Annotated in this window: 18 protein-coding genes and 1 pseudogene; 12 read left to right on the top strand and 7 right to left on the bottom strand. The window is 64.2% G+C overall.

Features of this window, described 5'->3' with window-relative positions:
- The first annotated feature begins 4 nt into the window (after positions 1-4).
- On the top strand, positions 5-1078 hold the full coding sequence (locus DEM27_RS13840) for a DUF475 domain-containing protein (RefSeq protein ID WP_109458829.1): 1074 nt from the start codon (positions 5-7) through the stop codon (positions 1076-1078).
- 49 nt (positions 1079-1127) lie between these two features.
- Here the strand turns inward: DEM27_RS13840 and DEM27_RS13835 are convergent, their stop codons facing one another.
- The 3 genes from DEM27_RS13835 to xylF all read right to left on the bottom strand — a co-directional run bounded on the left by DEM27_RS13835 (position 1128) and on the right by xylF (position 4478).
- A complete protein-coding gene (locus DEM27_RS13835) occupies positions 1128-1910 on the bottom strand; it encodes an ATP-binding cassette domain-containing protein (RefSeq protein ID WP_109458828.1) in 783 nt (260 codons plus the stop codon).
- Between the two features lie 15 nt (positions 1911-1925).
- A complete protein-coding gene (locus DEM27_RS13830) occupies positions 1926-3239 on the bottom strand; it encodes a sugar ABC transporter permease (RefSeq protein WP_109458827.1) in 1314 nt (437 codons plus the stop codon).
- A gap of 198 nt (positions 3240-3437) precedes the next feature.
- On the bottom strand, positions 3438-4478 hold the full coding sequence (xylF, locus tag DEM27_RS13825; RefSeq protein ID WP_109458826.1) for a D-xylose ABC transporter substrate-binding protein: 1041 nt from the start codon (positions 4476-4478) through the stop codon (positions 3438-3440).
- A 235-nt stretch (positions 4479-4713) separates the two neighbouring features.
- Between xylF and DEM27_RS13820 the strand changes: the two genes are divergently transcribed.
- Both DEM27_RS13820 and DEM27_RS13815 read left to right on the top strand, forming a co-directional pair.
- The gene (locus DEM27_RS13820; RefSeq protein ID WP_109458968.1) at positions 4714-5940 is read left to right on the top strand and encodes an ROK family transcriptional regulator; all 1227 of its coding nucleotides are present in this window, start codon (positions 4714-4716) and stop codon (positions 5938-5940) included.
- Positions 5941-6094: 154 nt separating this feature from the next.
- Positions 6095-9022 (top strand): aminotransferase, encoded by a 2928-nt coding sequence (locus DEM27_RS13815; protein WP_109458825.1) that lies wholly within the window; start codon positions 6095-6097, stop codon positions 9020-9022.
- A gap of 14 nt (positions 9023-9036) precedes the next feature.
- Here DEM27_RS13815 and DEM27_RS13810 read toward each other — a convergent pair whose 3' ends face one another.
- From DEM27_RS13810 to cueR, 3 genes are all read right to left on the bottom strand, one after another.
- Positions 9037-9720, bottom strand: coding sequence for a M15 family metallopeptidase (locus tag DEM27_RS13810; protein WP_109458824.1), 684 nt, complete (start codon positions 9718-9720; stop codon positions 9037-9039).
- Positions 9717-10400: an NADase-type glycan-binding domain-containing protein gene (locus DEM27_RS13805; protein WP_109458823.1), complete on the bottom strand. Its 684-nt coding sequence runs from the start codon at positions 10398-10400 to the stop codon at positions 9717-9719. The genes DEM27_RS13810 and DEM27_RS13805 overlap by 4 nt, the downstream gene beginning before the upstream one ends.
- 93 nt (positions 10401-10493) lie before the next feature.
- Positions 10494-10901 carry a Cu(I)-responsive transcriptional regulator gene (gene cueR / locus DEM27_RS13800; protein ID WP_109458822.1) on the bottom strand — a complete coding sequence of 136 codons (408 nt, stop codon included), beginning with the start codon at positions 10899-10901 and terminating at the stop codon, positions 10494-10496.
- 193 nt (positions 10902-11094) lie between these two features.
- On the opposite strand from cueR, the gene DEM27_RS13795 reads away from it, so the two are divergent.
- The 4 genes and pseudogenes from DEM27_RS13795 to DEM27_RS13780 form a co-directional block, all read left to right on the top strand.
- The gene (locus DEM27_RS13795) at positions 11095-11490 is read left to right on the top strand and encodes a hypothetical protein (protein WP_128755506.1); all 396 of its coding nucleotides are present in this window, start codon (positions 11095-11097) and stop codon (positions 11488-11490) included.
- A gap of 87 nt (positions 11491-11577) precedes the next feature.
- On the top strand, positions 11578-14097 hold the full coding sequence (secD, locus tag DEM27_RS13790; RefSeq protein ID WP_109458820.1) for a protein translocase subunit SecD: 2520 nt from the start codon (positions 11578-11580) through the stop codon (positions 14095-14097).
- 134 nt (positions 14098-14231) lie between these two features.
- Positions 14232-14687 (top strand): baeRF12 domain-containing protein, encoded by a 456-nt coding sequence (locus DEM27_RS13785; protein WP_109458819.1) that lies wholly within the window; start codon positions 14232-14234, stop codon positions 14685-14687.
- 184 nt (positions 14688-14871) lie between these two features.
- Positions 14872-16290 (top strand): annotated as a pseudogene (locus DEM27_RS13780) (NAD(P)-dependent oxidoreductase); the annotation flags it as partial.
- 3 nt (positions 16291-16293) lie between these two features.
- Here the strand turns inward: DEM27_RS13780 and DEM27_RS13775 are convergent.
- Complete coding sequence (locus DEM27_RS13775) at positions 16294-17310, bottom strand: LacI family DNA-binding transcriptional regulator (RefSeq protein WP_109458817.1); 1017 nt, start codon at positions 17308-17310, stop codon at positions 16294-16296.
- A 300-nt stretch (positions 17311-17610) separates the two neighbouring features.
- On the opposite strand from DEM27_RS13775, the gene DEM27_RS13770 reads away from it, so the two are divergent.
- From DEM27_RS13770 to DEM27_RS13750, 5 genes are all read left to right on the top strand, one after another.
- Positions 17611-19227: an extracellular solute-binding protein gene (locus DEM27_RS13770; protein WP_109458816.1), complete on the top strand. Its 1617-nt coding sequence runs from the start codon at positions 17611-17613 to the stop codon at positions 19225-19227.
- 85 nt (positions 19228-19312) lie between these two features.
- Entirely contained in the window at positions 19313-20173 is an 861-nt protein-coding gene (locus DEM27_RS13765) for a carbohydrate ABC transporter permease (RefSeq protein WP_109458815.1), read from the top strand.
- A gap of 29 nt (positions 20174-20202) precedes the next feature.
- Entirely contained in the window at positions 20203-21123 is a 921-nt protein-coding gene (locus tag DEM27_RS13760; protein ID WP_245445823.1) for a carbohydrate ABC transporter permease, read from the top strand.
- A gap of 3 nt (positions 21124-21126) precedes the next feature.
- Positions 21127-22221 (top strand): ABC transporter ATP-binding protein, encoded by a 1095-nt coding sequence (locus DEM27_RS13755; RefSeq protein ID WP_109458813.1) that lies wholly within the window; start codon positions 21127-21129, stop codon positions 22219-22221.
- A gap of 2 nt (positions 22222-22223) precedes the next feature.
- Positions 22224-23282 (top strand): ABC transporter ATP-binding protein, encoded by a 1059-nt coding sequence (locus tag DEM27_RS13750; protein ID WP_109458812.1) that lies wholly within the window; start codon positions 22224-22226, stop codon positions 23280-23282.
- The last annotated feature ends 30 nt before the right edge of the window (positions 23283-23312 follow it).

Raw genomic sequence — 23312 nt, 5'->3', positions numbered from 1 at the left:
GCTCATGAGCGCCGCCACCAAGACAACCCTCAGCTACTTCAAATGGGCGTTCATTGTCACAGTCACCGGTCTGATCCTCGGCGGCTGGCTGGGATGGACCACGACGGGCACGCTGGGCGGAACCGCCACGGTGTTCTTCATCTGCGTCGTGCTGGCGGTGCTCGAAATCTCGCTGTCCTTCGACAACGCCATCGTCAACGCCAACAAGCTGAAGGACATGACGCCGGTCTGGCAGCATCGCTTCCTGACCTGGGGCATCGTCATCGCCGTCTTCGGCATGCGTATCGTCTTCCCGCTCGCCATCGTGGCGATCGCCGCCCGGATCGGCCCGATCGACGCGCTGCTGCTGGCCGCGGCAAAACCGGAGGAATACGCCCGCATCATGACCGATGCGCACCTGCCGATCGCCGCTTTCGGCGGCACCTTCCTGATGATGGTCGGTCTCACCTACTTCTTCAACCATGAGAAGGACGTGCACTGGATCGTCTTCATCGAAAAACACATGGCGCGGTTCTCATCGATCAAGGGCATCGAGATCGCCGTGGTGCTCTTGACGATCCTGATCTTCGCGGCACTGCTGGAAGGCGAGGCATCCACCACCTTCCTCTATTCGGCCATCTACGGTCTCCTGACCTTCCTGGCGGTCGAAGTGCTCGGTGGCCTGCTCGACTTCTCGCAGCGGGCGATGAGCGAGGCGGCGCGCGGCGGCCTCGGCGCCTTCCTCTATCTGGAAGTGCTCGATGCCAGCTTCTCCTTCGACGGCGTCATCGGCGCCTTCGCGCTGACGCAGAACCTGTTCATCATCGCCATCGGCCTCGGCATCGGCGCCATGTACGTGCGCTCGATGACCATCATGCTGGTGGAGAAGGGCACGCTGGCGGAGTATCGCTACCTGGAGCACGGCGCCTTCTACGCCATCCTGATCCTGGCGGTGATCATGTATGTCCAGACGCTGTTCCACATCCCCGAAGTCATCACCGGCCTCGGCGGCGCGACGCTGATCGGCATCTCCTTCTGGGCCTCGATCCGCCACAACCGGCGCGAACGCGAACTGGGACATGCCCACGCGGCCGAATAAACGAGAAAAGGGCGGGTATTTTCAGCTACCCGCCCTTTTTCCATTCACCTCAGATCTTCATTGCCCCGGGACCGGGGATCGCCTTCGGCGGCACCTTGCCGAGAATGATCATGCCAAGCACCTCGTCCTTGGTGACGTCCTCGGTGCGGGCATGGCCGACGACCTGGCCGTTCTTCATCACCGAAACGCGGTCGGCGAGGTCGAAGACGTCGTGGATGTCGTGGCTGATCAGGAAGATGCCGATACCTTCCTTCTTCAACTGCTTGATCAGCTCGCCGACCTGGGCCGTTTCCTGGGGCCCGAGCGCTGCCGTCGGCTCGTCCATGATCAGGATGCGGGCGTCGAACAGGATGGCGCGGGCGATGGCCACCGATTGCCGCTGGCCACCGGAGAGCGCCTTGACCGGCTCCTTGAAACGCTTGAAGTTCGGGTTGAGCCTGCCCATCACCTCGCGCGCCTTGGCCTCCATGGCGACGTCGTCGAGCGTGCCCCAGCGGGTCTGCAGCTCGCGGCCGAGATAGAGGTTGGCGGCGGCGTCGACATTGTCGGCGACGGCGAGCGTCTGGTAGATCGTCTCGATGCCGTATTTCTTGGCGTCGCGCGGATTGCGGATCTCGGCGGCCTCGCCGTTGATCAGGATGTCGCCGCTGTCGCGCTTGTAGGCGCCGGAGAGGATCTTGATCAGCGTCGACTTGCCGGCGCCGTTATGGCCAAGCAGGGCGACCACCTCGCCGGGATAGAGGTCTATCGAGGCGTTGTCGACCGCGTGGATACCGCCGAAGGAGATGGAAATGTTTCTCATTTCCACGAGTGGAGTGCGATGTTCCGTCATTGTCTGGAACTCCTCTTACTTGGCACGCGCGCGGTAGATCGTGTCGAGCCAGACGGCCATCACCAGCACGACGCCGACGACGATCCGCTGGAACGGCGTGTCGATGCCAAGCAGCACCATGCCCGACTGCAGCGACTGCATGACCAGGGCGCCGAGCATGGCGCCGGCGATGGTACCGGTGCCGCCGGCAAGCGAGGTGCCGCCGATCACGGCTGCGGCGATGGTATAAAGCTCGTCGAGTTCGCCCTGCGCATTGGTGGCGGCATTGAGGCGGGCGGTGGAGATCGCCGCGGCGATGGCGCAGAGCACGCCCATCAGGGTGAAGATCTTCACCGTGACCCAGCGCGTCTTGATGCCGGCCAGTTCCGCCGCTTCCGGATTGCCGCCGATGGCGAAGACATACCGGCCGAAGCGCAGGCGCGTGGCGATGAAGGTCATCACGATGCCGACCGCAATCGCCATCAGCACCGGGATGGCGATGCCGTGGGGAATGAACAGCCCGGTTTCCGGCCAGGGAATATTGTTCGCTTCGGCATATTTGCGGGCGATGTTGACCGGCCAGTAGTAGCTGTTGGCGACGAAGATCGCTCCCATGACGATGGCGCAGCTCAGCACGCAGAGGAAATATTCCGCCCAGAGCGGCCGGCGCGGGAAGTGGAAGCGCTTGCGCTGCTGGCGGGCATTGATGATGGCGACGACGATGGCCATGCAGGCGAGCGCGCCGACCACCCAGCTGGCCGTCGCACCGATCGAACCTTCGGTCCCGCCGCCCATCAGGCGGAAGCTGGCATTCATCGGCGCGACCGTCTGTCCGCTGGTGACGAACCAGGTGGCGCCGCGCCAGACCAGCAGGCCGCCGAGGGTGACGATGAAGGACGGCACGTTGAGGAAGGCGATGATCGAGCCGTGCAGCGCGCCGATCGCGGCGCCGACAAGCAGACCGCCGGCCAGCGCCACGATCCAGGTGGCGGGATGGTTGAAGCCCATCAGCTGCGGCAGCATCTGCGCCTGCAGCACGCCCATGATCATGCCGGAGAAGCCGAGGATCGAGCCGACCGACAGGTCGATATTGCGGGTGACGATGACCAGCACCATGCCCGTCGCCATCACGGCCACCGACGCGGTCTGCACCGAGAGGTTCCAGAGGTTGCGCGGCGTCAGGAACAGGCCGCCGGTCATGATGTGAAAACCGACCCAGATGATCAGCAGCGCGCCGACCATGCCGAGCAGGCGGGTATCGATTTCGGTCGCGCGGAAGAAGCGCGTCACCGGATTGGCTTCCGCCTGGCGGGCGCCGCCGGATGTGCTGGATTGTAGCGTATCGGCCATTTTCTTTGCCGTTCCCCCCGTTTGGACGCAGGCAGGCGAGAGGAAAACCATCATCGCCGACGCGCCATTTCGTCTTTAAATAGGCCAGGGCGACCGAACGGCCAGCGGCACGCGTGATGCGGCAACGCTGCCTGCACGATCCGACGCTGCAACGGGGCGCTGCAGCGTCGGCAAGTCGTTCAGCCCGGGCGGTCGGTCTTAGTTGCAGGCAGCCACGGAGCCGGCCTTGACGCCCTGGCAAGCTTCGTCCTTGCTGATCCAGCCGGCATCGATGACAACGTTGAGGTTGTCCTTGGTGATCGGCAGCGGAGCGAGGAAGACCGACTTCATTTCAGCGCCCTTCGGGCCGCCGGTGAAGGTGGTGACGTTGGCGATTTCGTCCATCTTCTTGCCGCCGGCCAGCGCCAGGGCGATCTCGGCGGCATTCTTGCCGAGTTCACGCGAGTCCTTCCAGACGGAAACGGTCTGGGTGCCGAGCGCGACGCGGTTCAGCGCCGCCTTGTCGGCATCCTGGCCGGACACCGGAACGGAACCGGCAAGACCCTGGGCATCGAGGGCAGCGATCGCGCCGCCGGCCGTGCCGTCGTTGGAAGCCACGACCGCATCGACCTTGTTGTCGTTGGCGGTCAGGAACTGCTCCATGTTCTTCTGGGCATTTTCCGGCTTCCAGCCGTCGGTATAGGCTTCGCCGACATTCTTGATCTTGCCGGCGTCCATGGCTTCCTTCAACACCTCGACCTGGCCCGAGAACAGGAAGTCCGCATTCGGGTCGGACGACGAGCCCTTGATGAAGACGTAGTTGCCCTCAGGCTTGGCCTTGAAGACTTCGCGCGCCTGCATGCGGCCGACTTCCTTGTTGTCGAAGGTGATGTAGAAGGCTGCCGGATTTTCGATCAGACGGTCGTAACCGACGACCGGGATGCCTTCCGCAGCGGCCTTTTCGATGGCCGGGCCGATGGCGTCGCTGTCCTGCGCCAGGACGATGAGGGCGTTTGCGCCCTGAGAGATCAGCGACTCGACGTCGGTCAGCTGCTTGGCGGCGGAAGACTGGGCGTCGGCCGAAATGTATTTCGCACCCGCGGCCTCAAGCGCCTTCTTGATGGCGGCTTCGTCGGTCTTCCAACGCTCTTCCTGGAAGTTCGACCAGGAAACACCGACGACCAGATCAGCCGCAATGGCAGCGGAATGCATGGTGACGACGATGGCCGCGCCGGCCATCAGCTTCAGAAACGAATTCATATTGTCCTCCCAAGTGACATGCGGCCGGGCGCACAAGGTCTCCCCGCTGCCGCTCCCAACAAGCTGCCGAAACCTCCAAAAAGTTTTTTCTCGACAGTCGAGAAATTAGATGTCAGAGATTTTCGGGGCTGTCAACACCGGCAATTCCGGGATGCGGGGTGGCTGTTCTTGCTCTGGGAGGAGCGCTAGAGAAAGGCAGCGGCAAGCCGTCCGCAGCAGGGCCAGGGAGCGCGTCATACTGACGAAATCGAGCACGGAACTGGTACGCCAGCAGAACAGCATGCTTGTGCTGTCTGCCTTGCGCCGCCATGGCCGGCTGGCGCATACCGAGATTTCCGACCAGACCCGGCTTGCCTCCGCAACGGTCTCGGCGATTACCGCCGAGCTTGAACGCGCCCATCTCATCGAACGCACGGAGGTCCAGCCGGTCGGCGGCCGCGGGCGGCCGCGCGTGCTCTTCGAGCAGCGTCGGGACTGCGCCTATCTTGCCGTGGTGGTGATCTCCTCGGATGCCGTGCAATATTCGCTCGTCGATTATTCCGGCCGGCTGCTCGACCGTTTTGCCGAGCTTCGCCCGGCCACGACCGGTGCCGACCTGTTTGCCCGGACGGTGCGCGACGGCCTCGAGCGGCTGGCAGGGCGCGCACGCATCGAGCGCAACCGTATCCTGGTCATCTCGATCAGCAGCAAGGGCATCGTCGATCCGGGGCGCCCCGTGCTCGTCTGGTCGCCGGTGCTCGGCGCCGACCGGATCGATTTCGCGGACGCCCTGCGGCCCGACTGGCAGGCCGAGATCATGCTGGCCAACGAGACCCTGCTGGTGGCGAGCGCCCTTGGCACGACGATGGAGAAGACCGGGCTGCATCCGGGTTTCCGCTCGCTCGCGGCCCTGTCGCTCGGGCACAGCATCGGCCTCGGCATCGTGTCGCAGACAGGAACGGACCATCACGTCAGCGCGCTCAACTTCGGCCATATGCTGCATGTGCCCGACGGCGCCCTGTGTCGCTGCGGCTCGCGGGGCTGCATCGAGGCCTATGCGGGTTTTTATGCGGTGCTGCGCGGCGCGTTCGAGGTGCCGACCGACACCATTCCGGCGAAATTCGTGCCGCTCGCCGAAATGGACAAGATTGCCGCCAGCGCCCGCCAGGGCAACCGCATCGCCGGCTTCGCCTTCCGGCAGGCCGGCCTTGCCCTCGGCAACGGGCTTGCCCGCATGTTCAGCCTGCACGACCGCATGCCGGTGGTGCTGACCGGGCCGGGAACGCGGTATTTCGACCTGCTGCAGAAGGGAATGGAGGAGGGGCTGTCGCAATCGCAGATCGTCCGCCTCGAAGGCATGCCGCCGCTTTCGGTGGCGGCCGACGAACAGAATCTTGTCTTCCAGGGGCATCTCAACCGGGCGCTCGCTGCCATAGACCGGTCGGTCCTCGGTTTCCGGCAGAGTGCCGCCGTCGCTTCCTGACCAACATTCAGCCGTTGCCCGCCTGTCCTGCCCGAAAAACACCGCTTCGGCGGGAATTCGCCGTGGAACGGCACAGACGGGCAAGTTTCTCACCCTTTTCTTTGGCCGATGCTCCGGTCTAGAGTCGCAAATGACTGATTCTCGGGGGATATCCATGCCGGACGATGCGCTTTTACACCGTACGCAATTGCCTCGGCCCGATGTGACGGCCGAGGAGGCCGCGGCGATCCTCGACAGTTTCTACGACCTCAGGGGCGACATCAAGGAACTCGGCAGCCAGCAGGACCGCAATTATCGCATCGATACCGGCAGCGCCCGTTACGTGCTGAAGATCTGCCGCGTCGATTATGCGACCGTCGAGCTGGAAGCGCAGAATGCGGCGATGCGGCATCTTTCCGCCAAGCCGGACAGCCCGCGCGTGCCGCAGCCGTTCCCGGCAAGCAATGGCGAAGACATTCTTTTCCTGGCCGTCGGCGGCGAGGAATACCAGGTGCGGCTGCTTTCCTATCTCGACGGCGAACCGCTGACGCGCCGCAAATATCTGGCGGAACCGTCCGTCGCGGCGCTCGGCGCGATGACGGCACGCCTTTCCGTCAACCTCGCCGATTTCGACCATCCCGGCCTCGAGCGCGACCTGCAATGGGACCTGCGCCGCGCGGGTCCCGTTGCGCTGCATCTCTTGCAGGCGGTGACCGACCAGCAGGCCCGCGACCGGATCGCCAAGGTCATGGTCGCCGCCGTCCGGCGCATCCAGCCGCTCGGCGACCTGCTGCGCATCCAGCCGATCCACCATGACGTGACCGACGACAACGTCGTCAGCCGGCCGGATGTGAGCAGTCGGCCGATCGTCGACGGCGTCATCGATTTCGGCGACCTCGTCAACGGCTGGCTGGTCGCGGACCTCGCGGTCACCTGCGCCGCACTGCTGCACCACGCCGACGGCGATCCCTTCTTCATCCTGCCCGCCGTCAAGGCTTACCACGCCGTCAACCCGCTGACGGAAACGGAACTGAAGGTGCTGTGGCCGCTGATCGTCGCCCGCGCCTGCATCCTGATCGCCAGCACCGAACAGCAGCTCGCCATCGATCCGGACAACGAATACGTCATCGGCAACGCCGCCCACGAACGCGAAATCTTCGAGGTGGCGACCTCTGTGCCGCTGACGCTGATGGAACATGCGATCTTCGAGGCGGTCGGTCTCGAAACGCCCGCCCCGGAGATATCCTCGCTCGGACTGCTGCTGCCCGGCGTCAGCCCCGATGCCATCCGCCTGCTGGAACTCGACCTGTTCAGCCCGCACCTTTCGCAGGACACCTGGTCGCGGCCGGGCATCGAGCTCAAGCTTCTGGAATCGGCCGCCCGCGAAACCGGCATCGCCGTGACACGCTACGGCGAATACCGGCTGAGCGAGACGATCCCGGACTCGGCCTCCGAGCCGCAGACCTATGCGCTGCACATGGATATCTGCCTGCCCGCCGGTTTCCAGGCGGCAGCACCCTTCGCCGGCCGCGTCGAGCGGTATGGCGAACGCACCGTGCTTGCCGGCGACTCGATCCGCCTGCATCTGCTCGGCCTCGATTGCCTGCACGAGGCCGGCATGGCACTGACCGAAGGCGAACCGCTCGGCACCGTGGAAGGCTCCAGCGGCCATTTCGGCCTGCTGCGCATCCAGCTCGCCACCGAAGCGGGGCTCGTGCCGCCCTTCTTCGCCCGGCCATCGCATGCTTCCGCCTGGTCGCGGCTGTCGCCGTCGCCCTCCAGGCTGCTGGGCGTCGATTGCGATGCGCCGCCGCCGCGCAGTGCGGAAATCTTAAGCCGCCGCGAAAGCCATTTCGCCAAGCCGCAGAAGAACTATTACACCCGGCCGCCGCAGATCGAACGCGGCTGGAAGCAGCATATGTTCGACGTCACCGGCCGCACCTATCTCGACATGGTCAACAACGTCGCCACCGTCGGCCACGGCCACCCGCGTCTGGCGGAAGCGGTGTACCAGCAGTGGTCGATGCTCAACACCAATTCGCGTTTCCATTACGAGGTGGTCGCGGCCTTCTCCGAACGGCTGGCGCGACTGGCACCGGACAATCTCGACACCGTCTTCCTCGTCAACAGCGGCTCGGAAGCCAACGACCTGGCGCTCCGGCTCGCCTGGGCGGCCTCCGGCGCCCGCAACATGCTGTGCCTGCTCGAAGGTTATCACGGCTGGACGGTCGGCAGCGACGCCGTCTCCACCTCGATCGCCGACAATCCGCAGGCGCTGACGACCCGGCCGGACTGGGTTCATCCCGTCATGGCGCCCAACACCTATCGCGGCCCCTATCGCGGGCCGAACTCGACTGCCGATTATGTCGCCGCGGTGCGCCCGACACTCGACGCGCTGGATGCCAAGGGCGAAAAACTCGGCGGCTTCATCTGCGAAACGGTCTACGGCAATGCCGGCGGCATCGCCTTGCCGCCCGGTTATCTGCAGGAGATCTATGCGGAAGTGCGCCGGCGCGGCGGCATCTGCATCGCCGACGAGGTGCAGGTCGGCTACGGCCGGCTCGGCCATTATTTCTGGGGCTTCGACCAGCAGGGTGTGGTGCCCGACATCATCACCGTCGCCAAGGGCATGGGCGCCGGCCATCCGCTCGGCGCGGTCATCACCAGTCGCGCCATCGCCGATGCGCTGGAGAAGGAAGGTTATTTCTTCTCGTCGGCCGGCGGTAGCCCGGTCAGCTGCGTCGTCGGCATGACCGTGCTCGACATCATGACCGACGAGGAACTGCAGGAAAACGCCCGCGACACCGGCGATTATCTCAAGGCGCGGCTTGAAGCGCTCGGCCAGCGTTTCCCCATCGTCGGCGCCGTGCATGGCATGGGCCTCTATCTCGGGCTGGAATTCGTCCGCGACCGGCAGACATTGCAGCCGGCGACGGAGGAAACCGCGGCGATCTGCGACCGGCTCTTGGCGCTCGGGGTCATCATGCAGCCGACGGGCGATCATCTCAACGTGCTGAAGATCAAGCCGCCGCTGTGCCTGACGCGGGAAAGCGCCGATTTCTTTGCCGATTGCCTGGCGCGGGTGCTGGAAGAGGGCTGGTAAGAGCCTCGATTATCCTATTCTCGAACGTCAAAGTCGAAGGCTTTGCCAGCGAAGGGCTCTTTGCGGAAGCTGAAGTGCCACCATTCGCGATCGTAGTTGGCAAAACCGGCCTGCTGCATCGCCTTGACCAGCAGTTGGCGATTTGCCAGCGCCTCGGCGCTGACAGCTTTCGAGCGGGTATGGCTGCGCGGGTCGAAAAAGTCGAAATCCGTGCCCATGTCGAGCGCTTCGAAGCCCGTTGGCGTCAGTTTCCCGAGGGTCAGGTCGATGCTTCCGCCGCTGGAATGGCCAGAGCGGGCGGCAATGTAACCTTTGGCGATCAGCGTGTTGCGGGCGAACTCAGGATAATACTCCGGATCGGGCTTGCCCTTTTCCGACGCCCACGCGACGAAAAATTTTACCGCGCGCGACGGACGGTAACAATCGAAGACCTGCAGGCCAAGCTGCTGCGGTTTCAGCGCCTTCTGCACCTGCGCCAGGGCTTTCGCCACCGGCTCCGCCAGGATGCAGGCCGGTGCGACATAACCGGGAACGACGCTGCGGGTGAAATTATTGTCAGTGGCATACCGGATATCCTGCCGGATCGTCGGATCGATGGCGCGCAGGTCGGCAAACCCGGGCGGCCGCTCGCCGGCACCGACCAAAGACAGTGTGGTCAGGCTTACGGCAAGCACGATCGCCGCCAACCGCCGTTTCATCGGATATCCAGTCCGCTGATCGCCGTATCGCGGTATTTCGAGCCGCGATAGACGGACGAGATCGTCAACATCAGCCACGTCGTCTTTTCCGGCAGGGAAACGCCGAGGTTCTGCCAGTCCTCGTTATCCGTCAATTCCACGGTTTGCGCGCTGCCGCTGGCGGTCGAAACGGTGAGGTTGCGCACCCGGTTGTTCTTGTCGAAAATATCGCTGTTCTTGGTGTATCCGTTGGCAATCTCCAGGCCGGAGACGATCACGGGCGCGTCGAACTCGACGGCGACATATTCGCCGATGCCATCGCCCGACGCACCCTCCACCCAGGCCGTGCTCTTCCTGCCGTCCGTCAGGTTGAGGGAGCCGTAGCGGTTGCCGAACTGCGGCTCGAGTATGGAGCTGACGCAGACCGTCGCTTCGCCGATGGTGAAACGTTGCCGCTGGCAGATTTCGCCGCCGGTGACCGGGCGGGTGGCAAACACCGGCTCCACCTCCTCGGGCATATCCGGCTCCAGGTCCTCCGGCATGTCCCGCTCGATCCTGCGCTCCGGCTGCCGTTGCTCTGTGCTGGCATGCGGCATCTGCTGGACCCCCGGCTCACCGGCAGCCGCGGCTGGCGATGCCATCACCAGCAAAGCCAGCGTGCCGGCGAAAATTCGTCCATTCATCGAGAAATCGCCAAGCATCGTCCCAATTCTCCTGAAGAAGTCACCGGACAAAGGTTGTAAAAATCTCCTCTGTCTTCTTCAAACGTTTTCCGGCACGGTTTCCATCCAAGCTCAATGCGTCTCGCAGGCGACGGTCGCGCCGGAAAGACCGTCGATGATCGGGCAATCGGGCCGGTCGTCGCCGTGGCAATGGTCGACGAGATGTCGCAGAGCGCTGCGCAGGCTGGTGAGTTCCGCGAGCTTGCGGTCGATGTCGTCGAGCTTGGCCTCGGCGATCGCCTTCACCTCCGCGCTTGCCCGCTGCTTGTCGTCATAAAGCGACAGAAGCTGCCGGCATTCCTCGACGCTGAAACCGAGGTTGCGCGAGCGGTGGACGAATTGCAGGCGATTGACGTCGGCGGCGGAATAGTCGCGATACCCGTTTGCGGCCCGATCCGCCTTGAGAAGGCCGATTTCTTCGTAATAACGGATGGTCTTGGCCGGAAGGCCGGATTTGCGCGCGGCGCTGCCGATGTTCATGGCCTGTCTCCCTGTCGATGACGCATCACTAGACCTTCCAGTATCTGGAAGGTCAACCGGCGTTCTTCAAATATCGGCGTCGCCGATTTCCGCCGCCAAGCTTGCCCGCGGCGGCCGAAACGTATAATGCGACGGGATTGACCGCAAAAAACCAACGAACGGAAAGCTTGTTTTGAGCCGAATGGGCAGGAACGTGAAAGCGAAGACGGCGCAGCTGCGGCGCGCCTTGATTTCGCCTGCGCCGCTCGCGCCGAGTTTCCTGGTTTTCCTCTTTGCGATCTTCAGCTTCACGCTCGGCAATGCGCAGGTCATTCATTCCGCCGCCCGCGCCGGTGCGACGGGCACGGAACGAACGACGCAAGGCTCCCATATCGCGACGCGCGACGTGGGTCGCCTGGTGCTGGTCGCCGAGCGCAAGGACCTGCCGCAGACCGGCTGGAACGGTGACGAGCCGGCCCTGCCTCCCGGGCAGATCCTTCTCTACATTCTCCCCGGCAAGGCAGCCGAAGGCATCGTGGCGGCATCGCCCGCCCGCCTGCATGCCGATCCGCACGGCTTTCTTCCCCGCGGCCCGCCGACGATCGCCTGAGCGCGGCGCCTGGCGCCTCCCTGCCATCTTTATTTCCGGCCGGCCGTGGAACAAGCGGTTGGCATCCGTCTTTTCAAGGACTTCTCCATGCGCAATTCACCCTGGCTGGTGATAAGCTATGCGATCATTATCGTGATCGGCATCCTCATCGCCCTCCCGAACGTCGTTTCCAAGGAAACGCTGGAAAAACTTCCCTCCTGGCTGCCGCACAGCCAGGTTTCCCTCGGCCTCGACCTGCGCGGCGGCTCGCATCTCGTTCTCGAAGTGGATGCGGCAGACCTCGTCAAGGAGCGGCTGCAGAGCCTGATCCAGGATTCCCGCCGCACGTTGCGCGAAGCCAACATCCAGAGCACCTCCGCCCGCCGCGTCCAGGATTACCTGCTGATCACGCTGACGGACGCCAGCCAGCGCCAGGCCGCCATCGACGCCCTGACCAAGCTGTCCAATCCGGTCGGCATCGGCCTCACCGCCGGGCAGTCCGACCTCGCGATCACGGCGGACGGCGAGAGCGGCATCCGCATCGCCATGACCCCAGCCGGCCTGGAACACAATATCAGCGCCGCCGTCGAGCAGAGCCTTGAAATCATTCGCCAGCGCGTCGACCAGGTCGGCGTGTCCGAACCGACGATCCAGCGCGTCGGCGGCAATCGCGTGCTTGTCCAGCTTCCCGGCGCCGAAGACCCGTCGCAGCTGCGCAAGCTTCTCGGCTCCACCGCCAAGATGAGCTTCCACATGCTCGGCAATCAGGGCGAGCGCGGCGTCACCGTGCTGAAGGATGAGGAAGGCGCCAGCTATCCGATCCAGGACCGCGTCGAACTCTCCGGCGACCGCCTGTCGGATGCCCGCGTCTCCTTCGATCCGAACACCCAGGAGCCGGTGGTCAACTTCCGCTTCGACAATGCCGGCGCCGTCCGCTTTGCCGATATCACCCGCGCCAATGTCGGCAAGCCTTTCGCCATCGTCCTCGACGACAAGGTCCTGAGCGCGCCGGTCATCCGCGAGCCGATCACCGGCGGTTCCGGCCAGATCTCCGGCAATTTCTCGGTGCAGAGCGCCAATACGCTGGCGGCCCTGCTGCGCGCCGGCGCGCTGCCGGCCAAGCTGACCGTCATCGAGGAACGCACCGTCGGCGCCGACCTCGGCAGCGACGCGATCCGCATGGGCGTCTATACCGGCCTCCTGGGCTTCGCCTTCGTCGTCGTCTTCATGTTCGTGCTTTACGGCGCCTGGGGCATTCTCGCCAACTTCGCGCTGGCGCTGAACGTCATCCTGACCTTTGCCGGTCTGACGCTGATCGGCGCGACGCTGACGCTGCCCGGCATCGCCGGTATCGTGCTCGGCATCGGTCTTGCCGTCGACGCCAACGTTCTCATCAACGAGCGTATCAAGGAAGAGACGCGCAAGGGTCGAACGGTGTTCGGCGCCATCGACGCCGGCTTCAAGCGTGCCTACTCCACCATCGTTGACAGTAACGTCACCGCGCTGATCGCCACCGTCCTGCTCTTCTGGTTCGGCTCCGGACCGGTGCGCGGCTTCGCCGTCACCATGGGCCTCGGCATTGCCATCTCGATGTTCACGGCCGTCTCGATCGTGCGCGTCGTGATGATCTTCATCGCCGGCCGCTACAAGCTGAAGTCGATCAAGATCAGGCCGCTGCTGCCCTTCCAGATGATCCCGGACGGCACGCGCATCAACTTCATGAATGCGCGTTTCTTCGGCATCGGCTTCTCGGCCTTCCTGTCGATCGCCTCGATCATCCTGTTCATCACGCCGGGCCTCAATTACGGCGTCGATTTCCGCGGCGGCATCCAGATGGAAGTCGTCACCCAGCAGCCCGCCGATCTCGCGAAATTCCGTGCCGGCCTGGACGAACTGGGGCTCGGCGAAGTGGCGCTGCAGGAATTCGGCGACGTCAACCATCTGCTCGTCCGCGTCGAACGCCAGCCCGGCGGCGAGGAAGCGCAGACGGCCGCCGTCGAGCACCTGAAGGCCGAAGTCGTCAAGATCGATCCGACTGCCAAGGTCGAGCGCACGGAAGTCGTCGGTCCCAAGGTCAGCGGCGAGCTGGCGACGGCCGGCATCCTCTCCGTCGTGCTCGCCAGCCTGGCGATGCTCGTCTACATCTGGGTGCGCTTCGAATGGCCGTTCGCCGTGGGCGCCATCGTCACCCTTGTGCTCGACGTGACGAAAACCATCGGCTTCTTCGCGCTGACGGGGCTCGACTTCAACCTGACGGCCATCGCCGCGCTGTTGACGCTTGTCGGTTACTCGGTCAACGACAAGGTGGTGGTCTACGACCGAATGCGAGAGAACATGCGCCTCTACAAGACGATGCCGCTGCGCGAGCTGATCGACCTGTCGATCAACGAAACGCTGGCACGAAGCCTGTACACCTCGGTCACCGCCTTCCTGGCGATGCTGCCGATGGCGATCTGGGGCGGCAGCGCGGTGGAAAGCTTCGCCGTTCCGATGGTCTTCGGCATCGTCGTCGCCGCATCGTCGTCGGTGTTCATCGCCGCGCCGATCCTGTTGTTCCTCGGCGACTGGCGGACTGCCCGCCGCAAGCGTGTCGAGGCCGAGACCCCGACCGAAGAAGCAACCGCCTGACGGCGGGAACATTGCGCCTGGAAGGCGAGTTACTCCTTGGTGCGGTCGTCTGTAAGGGCGGCCGCAGTCCACGACCGGTCCGCGACTGCACTGGTGCAGAACCTGCGGTCCGGCCTAGCCAATGGAGGAATTTGATGGACCCGATCCGAATCCCCTGGAAATCCTGGGTCGTCGTCTGCGACGGCGCCAAGGCGCTCATCCTGCGCAACGACGGCGATGCCGACCTCATCAACCTGAAAGTCGTCGATACGCTGACACAGCCGAACGACAAGACCAGAGAGATCGGCACGGACCGGCCCGGCCGCGCCTATTCCCCGCCGGGTGTTTCCCGTAGCGCGATGGAAGAGACGGACTGGCATGCACAGGCCGAAGAGGATTTTCTCAAGGAGGTCGCGGCCAGGATCTCGGACATCGCCGCGGGCAACGAAACGCAACGGATCGTTCTCGTGGCGCCACCGACGGCGCTCGGCATTCTCCGGCAATCGCTCGGCAACGCGGCCGGCACGGCCATTACAGCCGAAATCCCCAAGGACTATGCCCAGATGCCGGTTCCCGAGATCGAGAAGAACCTGCTGAGGCTGGCGGCCTAACCTCTCCGCCCCTCATTCCCCTGGCGCGCCGGCACTTCACCGGCGCGCTTTTTTCGGCCGACCGGACGCTTTTCGCCCGCGGAGAGCTTTCACGCGATCGTAATTTTCGTCTAGATCCTCCCAGATCAATGGAGGAGGGTCCGCGATGCAGGCACAAGAACAGCCGGTGCAGGGGGAATGGCCGCGCCACGACGAGGCCGGCCGCGCCTACAAGGTGCTGATCGCCGACCTGGTCGGCCTGAAATTCGGCCCCGACGGCAGGCCCGATGCGCGCGAGGTTCGTGCCCATATCGAGGAAAAAGGCGGCGTGTTCCACGAAGGGCCGCTTGAAGATGCAGGCGCCCTGGCAACAGGCGTCATCCATTTCTTCTATCAGCCTGACCTCAGCACCGAAGCCGAATTGCTGGCCGAAACCGCCGATGGCCGTTACGACGCGCTGATTGCGGCGGCGACCTTCATCCCGAGGGCCGCCCGTTTCGATCTCGGCGGTGTCCGCATCGGCGCCGGAACGGGCAATATGGGCTCCGCCTCCTGGGGCGGAGGCGGCGGCGAAGGCGGCATTGCGCCCTTGATGAACACGCCGGGCTTCAACAGCCGGGCAACGGCGCAGATGGTGCTGAAGGCGATCCTCAAGGTCTCGCCGGACCTGCCGGTCGACCGGTTGCACGCGCTGGTCGCCGCCGGCGATTTCGACACCGGCCGGCAGTTGCGCGATTTCCCGACGGAAAAGCTGGAGGGCAAGCGGCTCGCCGTCATCGGTTACGGCAATATCGGCCGCGAAGTCGCCAAGCTCGGACGGGCCTTCGGCATGACTGTGACGATCTACGCCCGCGAACGGCACCGGCAATGGATCGAGTCCGAAGGTTTCGGCTATGCATCCACCCCCGTCGAGGCGGCCTCCGGCGCGCATTTCCTTAGCGTCCATACCGGCCTTGGCAGCATCGGCGCCGATGGGCGATACGCCAATGCCGGGCTGATCGGTGCGGACGTGCTGAACGCCATGGCCGAGGGTGCCGTGCTGGTCAATTACGACCGTGGCGAGGTTGTCGATGCCTCAGCCCTCGACGCGGCCCTTGCCGGCGGCAAGGTGCGGCACGCGGCCATCGATGCCGACCTGTTCAAGAATGCCGCCACGGGCGAACTCTCCGGTCCCATGCTGCCCTATCTGCCGCTGGCGGCCCGCCATCCCGGCAAGACGGAGCTTTTGCCGCATGCCGCGGCCGATACGGATCACCCGTCGCGCGTTGCCGGCGCAAAGCAGGCCGTCGACCAGATCGTCGATGTCATCCGCTATCGGCGCGTCACGAACCGCAAGGGCACGCTGCCGGACGGTTTTGTCGACGCCGGTGCCAAAAGTGCTGCCGGCGTCGGCAAGGTGACGGCGCAGCATGTGGCGGAAATCGCCGCCGATCCGGCCGTGCTTGCCGAACTGCGGACACTCGCCGGGCAATCGGCTGCCATCTGGAGCGCGCTGGAGGCTGCCGGCGATGCGACGGAGCGTCTTTCGCTCGCGTCCGCGCAGGCTCGCGATTTGCTCATGCTCTCGAACCGCTACGTCACCCTGCTGCAGCAGGCGGGTCTGCAGGGACCTGCAGAAGACTGACGCTCAGCTTTCGGGGATGTTCTCGCGAAAAATCACCTGCAGCCGCGGCGGATGATAATCGATCGACTGGCCACGAACCGAGCGGCTCAGCATCGACAGCGCCTCACGTGCCTCGACCCGCGGGTTCTGGTCGATGATGGCATCGATCGTGCCGTTGAGCAGCAGGCTTTTGTTGTGCTCGGTCAGCTCGTGGCCGACGAAGATGATGTTTTTCGCCCGGCCGGTTTCCGCCAGCGCCTGGCCGATACCGGTATTGCCGGCACCGATATTGTAGATGCCGGCGAGATCGGGATGGCGCTTGAACAGCGCCATGGCCTCCTCATAAGCCTTGGTGCGGTCGTCGCGGATTTCCCGCAGCTCGACGATTTCAAGATCGGGAAAATCCTCGCCGATGATATGGCGAAAACCCATCTCACGCTCCTCGTGGCCGCGATAGGACAGCGAGCCGGCAAACAGCGCGATCTTGCGCCGGACGCCGCTGCCGAGGAAGCGCCCGAGCAGGTAACCGCCAAGGCGCCCGGCCGCACGGTTGTCGATGCCGATATAGCCGATGCGCGAAACATGCAGGATGTCGGAGACAAGCGTGACGATCGACACGCCGGAGGCGGCCAGCGACCGCATAGCCTCGCGTACCGTCGGATGGTCGAGGGCGATGACGCCGACGCCCATGGTCTGCCCCTGCAGCTCGTGCAGCGTCCGGGCCAGCGTATCGGGATTGAAGCCCTCGATCGAATGGATATGCACGTCGAGATCAGGCTGGGCCGCCGCCTGCTTTTCCAGTTGATGCAGCAGGTTGGCGATGAAGGTGTTGGTGCCGGCCGGCAGCACGAAATCCAGTCGAACGCGCGTCTCCGGCATCAGCGCCGGCGCGCCGTTGCCGAGATATCCCAGCCTGCGGGCCGTTTCGATGACGATTTCACGCGTCCGCTCCTTGACGCCGGAGCGGTTGTTCAGCACCCGGTCCACGGTCGCGCTCGAAACACCAGCCTCACGGGCGATGTCCGTCAATGTTGATCGCAAAGCGATTCCCTTCCGCCAAATGATGTAAATTGATGTATTTCCATTTTGGCGCGATGCAAGGGGTCAATCGGGCAATTCGCTCGAAATCTTTGGCATAGACTGTTGTTTTTCACCGAAAAAACCTCCTCTTCCTCAAAGCCATCACCTCCATGATGGGTTTGAGACTCCCGTAAACATCATTATTGAAGAATTTTATGATGTAAAATGATTTATTATGATGTTGACTTCGATCATTTTGCACGTCAATAATCCCCGCACATCGGCAGAGGAGGATTGCTGCCGGATGGGGAGGAGCTCAATATGTCCAATTTGATCCGCATGTCGCGGCGCAGCCTGCTGTCGACCGGTGCCAAGGCTTTCGCGCTGACCGCCGCCGCCGGCATCGCGCCGCAATTCATTCGCCCGGGCCGCGCCTACGCAGCCGACGCGCTTGCCGCCGGCATGATCGGCGGCCCGACCGGCTTTGCCGGTGCCGAACGTTATCAGTACGGCGCCGAGACGCCGGAAGGCCGCGCCATCGAGGCCGTCAAGGCGCTGAAGGGTGCCGGCAAGGCGCCTGACAAGATCGTTCTCGGCCTTTCCGACGGCTCGATCGGCCAGCTGACGCAGCCGTTCCCGGCCGGCGCGCCGTCGATCAAGGAACTTTGGGAGAAAGAAACCGGCATCACGCTCGACATCGTCGGCGTGCCGAACGGCCAGGAATTCACCAAGACGATGCAGGACATCTCCACCAAGGGTGGGGCGTTCGACATCTACGCCGTCGAATGGAACCGTCTCGGCGACCTCGCCGAAACCGGCGGCATCATCGCGCTCGACGATTTCGTCGCCGCCCACAAGCCGGAATGGGACGATCCCGAGCGCGGCTACGTCAACGGCCAGAAGGGCGTTTCGCTGCTCAACCAGTATCGCGGCTCGACCTACGGCGTCTCGCTCGACGGCGACTTCCAGACCTGGAACTTCCGCACCGACCTGTTCAACGACGAGACCGAGAAAAAGGCCTTTGCCGACCAGCACGGCTACGAGCTGGCAGCGCCGAAGACCTGGAAGCAGCTCGACGAAGTCGCGGCCTTCTTCCACCGTCCCGACCAGGGCCTGTTCGGCTGCACCGACCTGCGCAACCAGGGCTGGGGCTATACCAACTGGTATCAGCGCTACGTCTCGATGGGCTCGCCCAACCAGTTCCTGTTCGGTGACGACGGCAAGCCGCTGATCAACTCGGATGCCGGTTTCCAGGCGACGCAGGAATATGTCGACTCGCTGTCCTACCACTCGCCGGACGCCATTTCCTGGGGCTGGCCGGAACAGTACGGCAACTTCGCTTCCGGCGGCGCGGCCATGACCTGCGCCTTCTCCAACCTGCCGAAGTTCCTCGACAACAAGGCGAACGAAGGTTCGAAGGTCACCGGCAAGATCGGCTCGATGCTGCCGCCCGGCCGCGAAATCGACGGCCAGCTGGTGCGCCGCTCCGTTCTGTGGCTCAACCTCTCGGCCTCGGTCTCGTCGCAGAGCAAGCATCCGGAAGCCTGCTACCTGCTGCTGCAGTGGCTCGGCTCCAGCCGCATCTATTCGTGGATGACGGCCAATCCGGGCGGTTACTTCGACCCCTTCCAGCTGTCGAACTTCGCCGACCCGCTGGTGCGCGAAACCTATCACGACTACCACATGGACGTGGTGCGCGACACGGTGGCCCGCACGGTGCCGACCATCAACTATCCGGGTGCGACGGCCTTCCACAATGCGCTCGACGAAAACCTCGTCGCCGCACTGACCAAGGCAAAATCGCCGGAAGAAGCAATGGCGGACACCGAAAAGCAGTGGACGCGCATTGCCCGCCGCATCGGCGAGGACAAGCTGATCTCGGCCATCAAGGCGAACAAGGAGGCGTGGCCCACCGTGCTCGATTCCGCCGCCGGCTGAGCCGGCCGCCGATCGTCGGGATGCCGGCCGGGAGAAAATCCCGCCGGCATCCCGGACCCCTCGCACCGATGCTGCTGTAGATCCGATGAACCGCTCCATACCCTTTGAAATCTTCCGCTATGCGGCGATCCTTCTGGCGCTGGCCGTCACCTTGATCCCGACGCTCTGGATGGCCTCGATGGCCTTCAAGCCGATCGCGGAATGGTCGGCCACCGGCGGCGATCTCACCTGGTGGCCCAAGGCGCCGACGCTCGACAATTTCCGCTTCATCTTCGGCACCTCGACCAGTGACCTCATCGTCGCGCTCGACCGCACCGCCGGCAAGCCGATCCTGTCGTCGCTCTTGTCGGCCGTCTTCGGCACGATCATCGCCATGGTCTGCGGCACCTCGGCGGCCTACGGCCTGTCGCGCTTCGGCTCCGGGCAGAACCTGCCGCTGGCGCTGATCCAGCTGCGCCTTTTCCCGCCGATGGCGGTGATGATCCCGGTGATGATCATGTGGGCCTTCTTCGGCCTGGTCGATACCTGGTGGGGCCTGGCGCTGATCTACGGCATCGTCACGCTGCCCTTCGCCTTCTGGCTGATGAAGACCTTCTTCGACGACATGCCGCGCGAAATCGAGGATGCGGCGCTGGTCGAAGGCTGCTCGCGGATGCGGGTGTTCATGAAGATCACCCTGCCGATGATGCGCCCGGCGCTCGCCAGCTCCGCCCTCTTCGTCTTCATCCTCAACTGGTCCGACTACCTGATCGCCCTGCTTTTGACGACCCGCGAATGGGTGACGATCCCGGTCTACATGGCCTCTCTGTCGTCGTCGATGACCGGCCAGCTCTACGGCGCCAAGGCCGCCCTCGGCCTCATCGCCGCCGTCCCGCCCGTCATCATGGGCATCGCCATCCAGAAACATCTGGTCCGCGGACTGACCTTCGGAGCGCTGAAGCAATGAACGCTCTCGTTACTGAGGAGAAAATCCCCTTGGCCCACGATCTCGCCAGCACGTCACCCCGCGCCGAAGACGGCGGACGCCGGCTGGGCTTCCTGCTGACGCTGCCGGCGCAGATCCTGGTGCTGTTCATCGCCGTTTTCCCGCTGCTGATGCAGCTCTATATCAGCCTGACCGACTGGTCGCCGCTCGACGGCGTCAGCTGGTGGCAGGCCTACGGTTCCTGGAACAGCTTTGCCAACTACACCGACCTGATGGGCGATACCCGCTTCTGGAACGCGCTCGGCCGCACCGCTCTGGTGATGGCCATCTGCGTCCCGGCGGAATTCCTGCTCGGCCTCGGCCTCGCCATCCTGTTCATGGACGATTTCGCCGGCAAGCGGGTGTTCTATTCGATCATGCTGATCCCGATGATGGTCGTGCCCGCCGTCGCCGGTTACATGTTCTTCATGCTCTTCCAGTCGGGCGGGCCGATCAACGACATCCTCTCGACGCTGACCGGCCAGCCGATCACGCTCGCCTGGCTCTCCAACCCGACCACGGCGATGATTGCGGTGATGATCGCCGACATCTGGCAGTGGACGCCGCTGATGTTCCTCATCCTGCTCGCCGGCCTCGTCGGCGTGCCGGAGGACCAGGTGAAGGCGGCGACGCTGCTCGGCGCCTCCTGGTGGCAGCGCTTCCGCACCATCGTGCTGCCGAAGATGAAGACCATCATCATCATCGCGCTCGCCATCCGCGTCATCGAGAACTTCAAGATCTTCGACACGCTCTACATCATGACCGGCGGCGGCCCCGGCGTCGCGACCGAGACCATCTCCGTCTACATCTACAAGGTGACGCAGAACGACCTGATCTGGGGTTATGTCGCAGCGATCGCTCTTGTCATCCTCATCGTGCTCTCCATCGTCGTATCGCTGGCGATCAGCCGGATGAACCGGAAGGAAGCCTGATCCATGACCTCGATCCACCTCAACAACCTCGTCAAGACATTCGGTGCCTTCACGGCGCTGAAGACCATGGACCTGGAAATCCGCGACGGCGAATTCATGGCGCTGCTCGGCCCGTCGGGCTGCGGCAAGTCGACCACCATGAACATGATCGCCGGCATGGAGGAGCCCTCCGAAGGCAAGATCCTCTTCGACGGCCGCGACATGAACGGCGTGCCGATGGGCCGCCGCGGCGTCGGTTTCGTCTTCCAGAACTATGCGATCTTCACGCATATGAGCGTCTACGACAATCTGGCTTACGGCCTGAAGGTCACCGGCGTCGCAAGCAGCGAAATCGACCGCCGCGTCAAGGCGATCGCCGATTTCCTGCAGCTGACGCCGATGCTGAAGCAGCCTTCGGCAAAACTGTCGGTCAACATCCTGCAGCGCCTGGCGATCGGCCGTTCGGCCATCGTCGAGCCGGCGATCTTCCTGCTCGACGAGCCGCTGTCGAACGTCGATGCCGCCTTCCGCGCCGTCATGCGCACCGAACTCAAGCACCTGCAGCGCCAGTTCAGGCAGACGATGGTCTACGTCACCCACGACCAGCTGGAGGCGATGACCATGGCCGACCGCATCGCTGTCATGGACCACGGCGTCCTGCAGCAGGTCGGCACGCCGCTCGACGTCTACAACAACCCGAACAACCTCTTCGTCGCCAGCTTCATCGGCTCGCCGGGCATGAACCTGATCAAGGGCAAGCTTGCCGACAGCGACCGCGGCCTGATCGTCGATCTCGGCGGCCTCGGCCGCAGCGCGCCGCTGGATGCGGCTCTTGCGGCAGCAGCCCGCAAGGCCGGCGTACAGGATGTGATCTACGGCTTCCGTCCGGAACGGGCGACCCTATCGGCCGCCGGCGAGGGCCTGGCTTTGCCGGTGACCTTCGTCGAGCGCATCGGCGCGCGCACCGTCGTCCATCTCGGCGACGGCGAGCAGCGGGTCAAGGCGGTTTTCGACAACGACGTGTCGGTCGAGAATGGCACCACGGCGCATATCGCCGTCGAGCCGGGTTCGGTTCGTCTCTTCGACGCCCGGAGCGGCGCCAGCATCAAGGGAGCATGACGATGGCCGGCATTTCCTTCCGCAACGTCACCAAGCGCTACGGCAAGACCGTCGCCGTCGACAATGCCAGCTTCGATATCCAGGCAGGCGAATTCTTCTGCTTCTTCGGCCCGCCGCTCTCCGGCAAGTCGACGATCCTGAAGCTGATCCTCGGCCTCGAAACGCCCGACGAGGGTGAGGTGCTGATCGGCGGCAAGCCGGTCAACCATGTCTCGCCGGCCGGCCGCAACGTCGCCATGGTGTTCCAGAACCTCGCGCTTTTCCCGCATATGACGGCGGGCGAAAACGTGCGGTTTCCGCTGGTCGAACGGAAAATCCCGGAAGCGACGATCAAGGCGCGTGTCGATGAAGTGGCCGGCAAGCTGCATATCGGCCACCTGCTGCACAAGCCGCCGGCACAGCTTTCCGGCGGCGAGCGCCAGCGCGTGGCAATTGCCCGTGCGCTGGTGCGCGATCCCGTCGCCTACCTGATGGACGATCCGATCTCGGCGCTCGACGCCCGCCTTCGCGAAGAGACCCGCGTCGAGCTGAAGCGCATCCAGCGCGATCTCGGCCAGACGCTGATCTACGTCACCCACGACCAGGAGGAGGCGATGTCGGTGGCCGACCGCATGGCGATCATGGAACAGGGCTCGATCCGCCAGATCGGCACGCCGGTGGATATCTACGACCGGCCGGCCAGCCGCTACGTCGCCCAGCTTCTGGGGGCGCCGATGATGAACATCATGAACGCCACGACGTCCGGCCGGCTGGAAGCGGGCGAGGGCACCATCGTGCTGCCGCTGGACGCCGCGCCGCAGGGCGTTTCCGGTCTCGGCATCCGCCCGGAAGACCTGAAGGTCGAGCCATGGGCAGAGCGTCATACCGGCAAGCCGGCCAAGGTCTACGAAGTCGAACCGCTCGGCGGCTACACGGTCGTGACGCTGGATACCGGTGCGCAAAAACTCCGGGCGCTGATGCGTGGCCAGCCGCAAATCGCGCTCGACAGCGCCGTGGCATTGAGCTGCAACCCGGCACGGGTACATTTCTTCGGAGCAGCGGGCGAGACGTTGCGTGCGTAAGCTCGAACGAACAAGCATATGAAATGGGAG

This window comes from Rhizobium album (assembly GCF_003122325.1).
Classification (GTDB): Bacteria; Pseudomonadota; Alphaproteobacteria; order Rhizobiales; family Rhizobiaceae; genus Metarhizobium; species Metarhizobium album.
This window is presented reverse-complemented; position numbering and strand designations above follow the sequence as displayed.